Here is a 231-nt window from a genome sequence, read left to right as displayed (position 1 = left end):
TCGAATCGCTCCGTCCAGACGAATCACCTCGCCGTTGAGCATGTCGTTCTCGATGATGTGCTTGGCCAGCTTGGCGTAGTCCTCGGGCGTGCCCAGGCGCGAGGGGAAGGGCACGCTGGCGGCCAGCGCGTCCTGCACTTCCTGCGGCATGCCGAACAGCATGGGCGTGCCGAAGATACCGGGGGCGATGGTCATGTTGCGGATGCCGCTGCGCGCCAGGTCGCGGGCGAT

General features: G+C 66.7%; 1 protein-coding gene. It reads right to left on the bottom strand.

The annotated features are described in order from the left end of the window. Positions 1–231, bottom strand: a 231-nt coding sequence (locus tag BMG07_RS41170; protein ID WP_198089250.1) for an SDR family oxidoreductase, incomplete at both ends; no start/stop codon positions are given.

Origin of the sequence: Variovorax sp. E3 (genome assembly GCF_016082275.1) — a bacterium.
Classification (GTDB): Bacteria; Pseudomonadota; Gammaproteobacteria; order Burkholderiales; family Burkholderiaceae_C; genus Variovorax.
This window is presented reverse-complemented; position numbering and strand designations above follow the sequence as displayed.